Origin of the sequence: Tumidithrix elongata BACA0141, assembly GCF_036349135.1 — a bacterium.
Lineage (GTDB): Bacteria > Cyanobacteriota > Cyanobacteriia > Pseudanabaenales > Pseudanabaenaceae > Tumidithrix > Tumidithrix elongata.
Genome location: NZ_JAZBJZ010000158.1, coordinates 1 through 9,171, shown reverse-complemented (window position 1 = coordinate 9,171; position 9,171 = coordinate 1). Strand labels below are relative to the sequence as shown.

Genomic DNA, 9,171 nt, shown 5'->3' with positions numbered 1-9,171 from the left:
TAGTCACTTAATATTCCTTTACATACTCTATCTTTTTCACGCCTACTTACTTACCATACTTTATTCCACAACTGTTTGTATGATACTTCTAGTTCCTTTGGCTTGCTCACCTACTCTATGCTTGATTACATTATATCGCTGATCGCTTTTGCTGCAATTTTTGCCCTGTTTAGCTTGGGTCTAAATTTACAATGGGGATTTGCAGGCTTAGTAAATTTTGGCCATGTCGCCTTTATGGCGGTGGGAGCTTATACCACTGTACTTTTGAGTTTAAATGGTGTGCCTTGGTATATTGCCTTTGCGATCGCTTCTGCCCTTGCTGCCGTACTGGGTCTTTTAATCGGGAGTACAACCCTGAGACTGAGAGAAGATTATTTGGCGATCGTCACCATCGGTGTCTCGGAAATGGTTCGCCTATTTGCAAATAATGAGGCATGGCTGACCAAAGGGACAAGTGGAGTACAAGATTATCCTCTACCTTTTAAAGAATTAGTGCCCGTGCAATTTTATCCAACGTTGCTTACTGGAATTTTAATTGTGGTTGTAGCTGTGGTCTATTGGCGACTGGAGTGGTTAGTGCGATCGCCTTGGGGCAGAGTGCTAAAAGCCATCCGCGAAGACGAAGAAGTGGCAAAGGCACTGGGAAAAAACGTATTTTGGTACAAACTCCAAGCTTTTGTAATTGGCGGTGCGATCGCGGGGATTGCAGGTGCTTTTTATGCTTGGCAAGTGGTAGCGATTTACCCTGACTCCTTTATTCCCTTAATTACATTTCAAGCTTGGACAATTGTGACCATTGGCGGAGCTGGCAACAATCTTGGGGTGTTGCTAGGTGCGGCGATCTTCCAGATTTACAGCGTGCTACCACGTTTTTTACCCGAGCAAATCCAAATGTTTTTAGGTGGCGGTAAGTTAGAAGCGATTCAACAAATGCTGATTGGCTTGACGCTGATCTTACTGATGGTGTGGCGACCCCAAGGAATTTTGGGTAATAAGGACGAACTAACGCTTAATCGCTGAGTTAATCGTTGAGTATTTGGGAGTGGTAATTTCGCCTAGGCGGTTGTCCAAGGGCCAAAAGCGAAATACCGCACGACCGACAATATTCTGTTTGGGTAAAAAGCCCCAAACATGGGAGTCATTGCTATTGTTGCGGTTGTCGCCCATCACCCAATAGGAGTTGGGGGGCACGGTGACAGATCCCCTAAAGTTGTAGCTGGGGGGCTCGGCAATATAGGGCTCTTCGATCGCGATATCATTGACATAGACCTTACCTGCTTGAATGCTGATACGATCGCCGGGCAATCCAATCAACCGCTTGATATATGCCTTGGAAGTATCTTCGATAAAGGGTGAGGCGGGGGGATAAAAAATCAGAATTTCGCCCCTTTGCGGTTGGTTAAATTGGTAGGAAATCTTATCAACAATGATGCGATCGTGAATCTGCAAAGTCGGCTCCATCGAACCAGAAGGAATGAAGCGGGGTTCTACAATAAATGTGCGTAGCAAAAATGCTAAGACAAAAGCGATCGCAACAATCCGAATGGTTTCAGCATGTTTTTGCCACCAGGGCTTTAAGGTCTGTTGTGCAGGGGATTCTAGCTGGCTGTTTGAAGATTTACGATCTGATGTCATGGAAAATTAGAACTCGAACGATAATTTGGCGTGGTTATTTGGTGGCGGAGGGCTCATAGGTTGGGGTACTTAAACCACCTGTGCGACTATCAAATGGCCAATAGCGATAAAATGCCCGCCCAACAATATTCTCTTCTGGCAAAAATCCCCAAATATGAGAATCTTGACTGTTGTTGCGATTGTCACCCATCATCCAGTATTTACTAGGAGGAACGGTAAAGCTCACTTGTTTGTTAACAAGGCTAATCTGACTAGGCTGAAAACATTCTGGGCATTGTGTTGGGTCAGTAGGTAGGGAATAGGCAGGCGGTGAGGCAATGTAAGGCTCTGATATGGCATTCCCGTTGACATAGACCTTACCATCGTGAATGCTGATGCGATCGCCAGGTAGACCGATCACGCGTTTGATATAAACCTTGCTTGTATCTACCCCTGGATAGGGTGGCGGGTTAAATACAATAATTTCACCACGCTCTGGTTTCCGCCATTTAAAGGTGAGTTTGTCAATGAGCAAGCGATCATCGATCTGCAAAGTTGGTTCCATCGAGCTAGATGGAATATATCTTGGTTCTACAATAAATACGCGGACTCCCGCTGCCATTAGCACTGCAACAATAACAGTGGGTAGATTGTCTGCGAAAACTTTTTGCCAGCCACTTTTTGAATCAAGTTCAAGGGACTGACTTTTCAAATCTTCTTTGGATGGGTCGCTGGGTTTATCGGATGACATAGGTATTGCTTGTGTTGCCTTACATTCTATTCCCTAGCTTGCAGGTTTCCCTGCAACTAGAATTGTCTGATCGCCAGCAAGATCGAATTCTTGATGAATTGCCCTAAGTGCAGTCTCAGCGTTGCTTTGCCTGACGACACAGCTAACTTTAATTTCAGAAGTTGCAATCATCTCAATATTAATCCCTGAACTTGCCAGAGCGTTAAACATGCGGGCGGCGACGCCCCCTTGTTTAATCATTCCCGTCCCTACAATACTAACCTTAGCGATCGCATCATCACTGACGACATCTCCACCCCCAATTGTTTCGGCAACCTGTTTGAGCGATGCTTCTGCCTTTTGTAAATCGCCAATCGGCACGGTAAAGGCAATTTCATTGACATCGCGATCGGACTGAGACTGTACGATCATGTCAACTGAAACATTTTGCTGGGCGAGATATTCAAAGATTTGGGCAGCGACACCCGGGCGATCGGGCACTTGACGAATCGCTAAGCGGGCACGATTTTGATCGAGCGCCACGCCTCGGACGGGCGATTGGTCAGCCGTTCGATCGCCATCGTCTATCGGTAAGTAGGACATCACGGGGACTTGAAAAGCCTCGGCGATCGCGGCAACCGCAGCATCTCCATCGGCCGCTGCTACCACACAACTGACTTTAATCTCAGAGGTGGAAATCATTTGGATATTAATCCCTGCATTGGCTAAAGCCGTAAACATCTGGGCAGCAACCCCCGGTCTGCCAATCATACCTGCCCCGATAATGCTAACTTTGGCAACATGAGAATCGACGATTACGGCTTTTGCACCCAGTTCAAGCCCCCGCGTGACTAACTCGGCTAACTCAAATTCTCGCTGGGGCACAGTAAAGGCAATATCATTGACATCGCTCGGATCTTGGACTGCCTGAATAATTAAGTCAACATTAATATTTTGTAAAGCCAGAGAATGAAATAATTGGGCGGCGATACCGGGGCGATCGGGTACTTGCAATAAAGCAATTTTGACCTGATCGAGATCCACGGAAACCCCATCCACAAAGCGGTTTACCTCAAGTGCCATACGATTTTGATGTTCGCTCAGATGTCCCAAATATGGCGATTTTACAAGTGTGCCCGGGTCATCTACCCAACTGGAGCGCACAGCTAATTTCACACCAAAGTTGCGGGCGATTTCTACAGCTCTGGGGTGTAATACCTTTGCTCCCAAGCTTGCCAGCTCTAGCATCTCATCGCAGGTAATCTCGTCTAAAAGTTTGGCATTGGGCACAATGCGGGGATCGGTGGTGAGAATACCCGGTACATCCGTATAAATTTCACAGAGATCGGCGTTTAAAGCCGCCGCGATCGCCACCGCCGAAGTATCCGATCCTCCCCGTCCTAGGGTGGTAATTTCGCGTGTAGGCTGTCCTGTGGTGAGATCGCCTGCCACCCCTTGAAATCCTGCAATAATAACGACTTTTCCCTGACTGAGATATTCCTGTACCCCATCGGTTTCAACGTACAGAATACGGGCACGGGTATGACAGGGTTCGGTAACAACGCGGACTTGTGCGCCTGTAAGCGCGATCGCAGGTTGACCGATCGACTGTAATGCCATGCTTAAGAGCGCGATCGTCACCTGTTCGCCTGTAGCGAGTAGAACATCCATTTCCCGATCTAGGGCATCTCGATCCGCAGAAATATGCTCAGAGCGATCGCTGGGATCGGCAGAATTATTTTCAAGTTTGCTTGGGGTGGTTACTGCGTTAGCTAACTTAATTAAATTATCTGTACTTTTGCCCATCGCTGAGACGACAACGACGACTTGATTTCCTGCATCTACGGTTTGCTTAATGCGATCGCGTACGGCTTTAATTCTTTCGGGATCGGCGACAGAGGAACCACCATATTTCTGAACAATTAACGACATTGGTTACAAAATCTTGAAAATCAATTTAAATTTAAAAACGCGTTGCCTGCTAGCCCACTACGATCGTAATGCTGAATCAAGACTCAGAGTAAAGACCGAAGTAGATAACTAAAATCACGCAATCTCTCGATCATACAATTCTTTCGCGATCTAAGAATTGCCATTATTAAGTCCAAGGAGATGCCAGCAAAGACTTAGATTTGAGGGGATGTATGCTTTGCCTTAACTAATTTATTGATGGGGATCGGTAGACGACAAAATCTTAAAATTGTTTCTAAATTTACACGAGTGATATTATGTGATGGTGATGGAGTGATCGTGTACACAAAAAGGAAATATCTTCTATGGTCATGGGGTCTGTTTCTCCAATTGTTCTGGTCATTTTAGACGGCTGGGGATATCGGGAAGAGACGGACGGAAACGCTATTGCTGCCGCCGACACTCCAGTGATGGACAGTTTGTGGCGTAGTTATCCAAGCACTCTCCTCCAAGCTTCTGGTAAAGATGTCGGATTACCCAAAGGTCAAATGGGTAATTCTGAGGTTGGTCATTTGAATATTGGTGCAGGGCGGATCGTACCGCAGGAATTGGTGCGCATAACTGATGCTGTTGAGGATGGCAGCATTTTGGCAAACCGTGCCTTGACAAATGTTTGTGAATCAGTCAAAGCCAGTGAAGGTAAGCTTCACCTCATCGGTCTCTGCTCAGATGGTGGCGTACACTCCCATATCGATCATTTGATTGGTTTGCTGGAACTTGCCAAGGTGCATGGAATTTCCGATGTCTGTATCCATGTGATTACCGACGGTCGCGATACCCTTCCTAACTCAGGGGCAGGCTACATCAAACAACTGGTTGACTGTATTGAAAAGCAGGAAATTGGTCGAATTGTGACCATTAGCGGCCGCTACTATGCCATGGATCGCGATAAGCGCTGGGATCGCGTCCAAAAAGCTTACAAGGTGATGACCAACAACCAGATTACGGCAGAAACGACATCCCCCATTGCCCTGCTTGAAGCTACCTATGCCCAAAATATTACGGATGAATTTATTGTGCCTGTGAGACTCGCAGAAGGCGCAGTAGAGGCAGGAGATGGCGTGATCTGTTTTAATTTCAGACCCGATCGCTCGCGAGAAATAACCCAAGTATTCATGGCGGAAAACTTCTCTGGGTTTGAGCGCGAAAAAATTTCACCGCTTTATTTCGCCACCTTTACCCAATACGATGCCACCCTGCCTGTAGAAGTCGCCTTTCCGCCGCAAAATCTCGATAACATGCTCGGCAAAGTCGTCGCGGAGCATGGTTTGCTCCAGTTCCGTGCGGCTGAAACTGAGAAATATGCCCATGTCACCTACTTTTTTGATGGCGGGCAAGAGGAACCCAGCAAGGGCGACGATCGCATGATTGTCAACAGCCCCATGGTTCCTACCTATGATGAAACCCCTCCAATGTCAGCCACCGAGTTGACCGCAGTGGCGATCGATGCCATCCAAAAGCGGAAATATTCCTTGATTGTGATTAATTATGCAAACCCTGACATGGTCGGTCATACAGGTAACTTTAATGCCACGATACAGGCTATTAACCATGTCGATAAGTGTTTAGGCGAGCTGATCGAAGGGATTACCAAAGCAGGTGGTACTGCCTTAATCACAGCCGATCACGGAAATGCCGAATGTATGTGGGACGAGCATGGCAATCCTTGGACAGCCCATACGAGCAATCCTGTGCCTTTTATTGTGGTAGAGGGCGAAGGTCTAAAGATTCCCGGTCATGGTGGTGATGTGCGACTCAGAGAGTCTGGACGACTTGCTGATATTGCCCCGACAATTTTGGATATTTTGCAAATTCCTAAACCCGAAGAAATGACGGGAGTTTCTTTGCTTGAGCCTTCAGACTATGAAGTGCGCCGCGCTAGAACCCCCGTGCGCCTTAAGGTTTAGCTTTTAGTTTTTTTGAAATCCTTACGATATTTCCACAATCACAGGTGTGTGATCGCTGGGTTGGGGTAGTTTTCTGGGTTCTATATCGATGGTGCAGGCGATCGCGCGATCGTACAAAGCCTCAGTCAAAAAGTGATAGTCAATTCGCCAACCCTGATTGCGTTGAAATCCTCCCGTCCGATAGTCCCACCAAGAGTAATGCCCTCCCGATTGGGTAAATTTACGAAAAACATCCTTAAAGCCTAAATCTAATACGGCTTGCAGGGCTTCCCGCTCGGCATCGGTTGCCATCACTTTGGTTTCGCGCTTCGCAGGATTATGAATGTCAATGTCCTCAACAGCGACGTTAAAATCTCCGCAGATTAAAATCTGGCTTGGCTCATCGTCTTGGTCTAGGAGTATTTTTAGATATTGCCGCAATGTCTCAAGCCATCTGAGTTTGTAGTCATATTTATCGCTATCAAGGGACGAACCATTGGGAACGTACATATTGACGATTCTGACCTGGTCAATTACCCCCGTAATCAACCGTCTTTGTTCGTCTAAATCGCCTAAATCGCGCTCTAAGACAGCCGTAAATCCCATTTGGACATCAGAGAGCGGTTGTCGAGAAATCATCGCCACACCGTTGTAAGACTTTTGTCCGTAGATGTAAGTGTGATAGCCTAACTCGGTAAAGGCAGCTTGAGGGAAATCAGCATCGATGACTTTAGTCTCTTGTAAGCACAGTAGATCTACTTCGGGATGAGTTTTTAACCAATTTGTCACCTGTTCTAAACGCGTCCGTACCGAATTCACATTCCAAGTTGTAATTTGCATTGAATCTCAACTCCCAATAAACTCCTAAATAAATCTTAAAAAAACCGTGTCAGTTAATCCACTCGTAAGACCATTTTTGAAATGGGCAGGAGGTAAAAGGCAACTAGTTCCTGTAATTATTCCTGAAATTCAAAAACATTTGCCCAAAGGAAGCAATAGGTATTATGAACCTTTTATTGGAGCTGGTGCAATCTTATTGACCTTGCAACCTAAAAAGGCAGTGATTAACGATACAAATGCCGAATTAATCAATTGCTATCAGGTGATCAGAGATGCAGTGGAAGATCTGATCGATTTACTAGAGGATCACAAAGCAAGAAATAGTGAAGACTACTACTACGAAATCAGAGAAAAAGATAGAGAGACGGAATACATTCATACGATTTCAAAAGAAGAAAGAGCAGCCCGAATTATTTACTTAAACAAAACCTGCTACAACGGCTTATTTCGAGTTAATTCTCAAGGGCAGTTTAACGTTCCATTTGGAAGGTATAAGAATCCGAGTATCCTCGATGAAGCGGTGCTGAGGGGGGTGAGTAATTATCTAAATCAAAATCAAGTTGAAATTCTGAACTTAGATTTCCAAGATGCAGTTTCAACTGCTAAAAAAGGAGATTTTATCTATTTCGATCCGCCTTATGACCCAGTATCAGATACGGCCTCATTTACTGGATATGATGTGAATGGATTTAACAAAAAAGAACAAGAGCGGCTTAGAGATGTTGCGAATAATCTAATCGATAGAAAATGTAAGATTTTACTTAGTAATGCTTGTACTGATTTCATCCTTGATTTGTATAACGACACGAAAAGATACAAAATCGAGAAAGTTCCAGCTAACAGAGCAATTAACTCAAATGCCCTTAAACGGGGAAAAATTGAAGAAGTGTTAATCAGAAATTATGAGTAGTTCTAAAGAGAAGACTAAAAATGATTTGGCATGGGAAGAGATTTTTAAACAATATCAGATCCTAGATAAAATTAGTAAATACCGATTTTATGAAATTGAATCTTCTCTGATTAATAACTTCAGAGAAAGTCGGCTAATGGCAAAATTCGATCATTATGTAAATCTACCTGAAATCTTTCGTGAGCATAATCTATCAATCTTGCCGATCTCTCGCTCTAGGTATGTGATTGGCAATTTTAATACACATTTTAAAGTGAAATACAATGAAGATATTGAAATTACACCCGTAGAATTTCAGCTTAATATTGAGACTTTAGACTATAACAATTTGTATTCAGAAACATCAATGCTTCATTGTGCATTTATCACAAAAATGATAGATCACTTAGTTGAAGAACAAACTTTTCAAACAGTTTCAGGAAGAATGTCTACGGATAGTTTCAGTTTCAATATTAGAAGTAGTATCGATCTCCAACCATATCAAATTGAAGTGCAAAATTCTCAATGTGAAATCGATGCGGGTTTTGAAAGTGATAATTATTTTATTCTGATTGAAGCAAAGAAAGGCAAGGTAGAAGATTTTTTAATCAGGCAGTTATATTATCCATATCGATTATGGCAATCAAAGACAAGTAAAAAAGTTTTGCCTATCTTAATGACCTATTCTTATGATATTTTCAGTTTCTTTATTTACGATTTTAATGATGAATCTGAATATAACTCGATAGAACTGGTTAAGCAAATAGATTTTCAAATTTCCCCTGAGGAAATAAATCGAGAAGATGTTTCAAATGTTTTATCTCAGATTAATCCAACACGGGAATCTCAAGATATCCCCTTTCCTCAAGCCAATGATTTTGGGAAAGTCATCGATCTTCTAGATTTACTAGTCGAAAAAGATTTAACTAAAGAAGATATCGCTGAAAATTATCAGTTTAATTTAAGGCAATCAGACTATTATGCCAATGCAGGAGCTTACATTGGGCTGATTCAGAAATACAAAAATCATATTGAAAATAAGACCTTCTTTAATTTGACCAGTGAGGCAAAAAGTCTTTTAAGAAGACGGCATAAAGCGAAATATCTAGGACTGATTGCTAAAATACTTGAAGATCAGATTTTTTATCAGGCTTTTAAGTTAACAAATGAAAAAGGTGAGGTTCCCTCGGCCAATTCAAGGATGAAATGCAACGGGGTCTGATGAAGCAAAGAATACTTCG

8 protein-coding genes are annotated in these 9,171 nt (G+C 43.6%); 4 read left to right on the top strand and 4 right to left on the bottom strand.

The window, feature by feature from the left end; genetic code table 11:
• The first annotated feature begins 117 nt into the window (after positions 1-117).
• Complete coding sequence (locus V2H45_RS23495; RefSeq protein WP_330486124.1) at positions 118-1,020, top strand: branched-chain amino acid ABC transporter permease; 903 nt, start codon at positions 118-120, stop codon at positions 1,018-1,020.
• On the opposite strand, the gene lepB (V2H45_RS23490) is transcribed toward V2H45_RS23495, so the two are convergent.
• Genes lepB (V2H45_RS23490) through V2H45_RS23480 form a run of 3 tightly spaced genes read right to left on the bottom strand, consistent with a single transcriptional unit; the run spans position 1,003 to position 4,276 of the window.
• Positions 1,003-1,635 (bottom strand): signal peptidase I, encoded by a 633-nt coding sequence (gene lepB, locus V2H45_RS23490; protein ID WP_330486123.1) that lies wholly within the window; start codon positions 1,633-1,635, stop codon positions 1,003-1,005. The two genes, V2H45_RS23495 and lepB (V2H45_RS23490), sit on opposite strands and share 18 nt — an antisense overlap.
• Positions 1,636-1,669: 34 nt before the next feature.
• Entirely contained in the window at positions 1,670-2,365 is a 696-nt protein-coding gene (gene lepB / locus V2H45_RS23485) for a signal peptidase I (protein ID WP_330486122.1), read from the bottom strand.
• Positions 2,366-2,398: 33 nt separating this feature from the next.
• Positions 2,399-4,276, bottom strand: a complete 1,878-nt coding sequence (locus tag V2H45_RS23480; RefSeq protein WP_330486121.1) for an aspartate kinase — start codon at positions 4,274-4,276, stop codon at positions 2,399-2,401.
• A gap of 344 nt (positions 4,277-4,620) precedes the next feature.
• On the opposite strand from V2H45_RS23480, the gene gpmI reads away from it, so the two are divergent.
• Positions 4,621-6,222: a 2,3-bisphosphoglycerate-independent phosphoglycerate mutase gene (gpmI, locus tag V2H45_RS23475; protein WP_330486120.1), complete on the top strand. Its 1,602-nt coding sequence runs from the start codon at positions 4,621-4,623 to the stop codon at positions 6,220-6,222.
• 21 nt (positions 6,223-6,243) lie between these two features.
• Here gpmI and xth read toward each other — a convergent pair whose 3' ends face one another.
• The gene (xth, locus tag V2H45_RS23470) at positions 6,244-7,041 is read right to left on the bottom strand and encodes an exodeoxyribonuclease III (protein ID WP_330486119.1); all 798 of its coding nucleotides are present in this window, start codon (positions 7,039-7,041) and stop codon (positions 6,244-6,246) included.
• A gap of 46 nt (positions 7,042-7,087) precedes the next feature.
• Here xth and V2H45_RS23465 point away from each other — a divergent pair, with 46 nt between their 5' ends.
• A complete protein-coding gene (locus tag V2H45_RS23465; protein ID WP_330486118.1) occupies positions 7,088-7,951 on the top strand; it encodes a DNA adenine methylase in 864 nt (287 codons plus the stop codon).
• The gene (locus V2H45_RS23460) at positions 7,944-9,152 is read left to right on the top strand and encodes a type II restriction enzyme (RefSeq protein WP_330486117.1); all 1,209 of its coding nucleotides are present in this window, start codon (positions 7,944-7,946) and stop codon (positions 9,150-9,152) included. The genes V2H45_RS23465 and V2H45_RS23460 overlap by 8 nt, the downstream gene beginning before the upstream one ends.
• Positions 9,153-9,171: the final 19 nt, after the last annotated feature.